This window comes from Haloferax sp. KTX1 (genome assembly GCF_902410085.1).
GTDB classification, from domain to species: Archaea; Halobacteriota; Halobacteria; order Halobacteriales; family Haloferacaceae; genus Haloferax; species Haloferax massiliensis.
In genome coordinates, this window is record NZ_CABPRH010000267.1 from 1 (window position 1) to 417 (window position 417).

1 protein-coding gene is annotated in these 417 nt (G+C 66.2%); it reads right to left on the minus strand.

Translation table 11 applies throughout. The annotated features are described in order from the left end of the window. The coding region (locus tag FY251_RS21770; protein WP_148416989.1) for a GTP-binding protein at window positions 1–417 on the minus strand (417 nt) is incomplete at both ends.

Here is a 417-nt window from a genome sequence, read left to right on the forward strand (position 1 = left end):
GTCGTTGATTTCGTGCTGGTCGAACAGCCCGCGGTCGAACAGCCGGTCGGGGTCGACCTGTGAGAAGGTCGTTCGGATAGTCTCGGCGTCTGGCTGGAGCGCCCGCACCAATCCTTCGGCCTCGTCGAGTTCCGCGTCGGAGCAGAGGTCGGCCTTGTTCAGGAGGACGACGTTCGACAGTTCGACCTGTTCGACCATGAGATCAGAGAGGGGGCGGTCGGCGTCGTCGGCCGCTGCGCCGTCGCCATCTCCGTCGGCGTTCGCTTCTACAGTACCGCGACGCGCCGGCGTCTCGCCGGCGAATGCGTCGAGGAACAGTCGGGTATCCAGCACGGTCACGAGCGTGTCGACGCGATAGAGCGCGGCCACGCGCGATTCGGTTGTGAACAGCCGCGCGACGGGCGCTGGCTCGGAGAT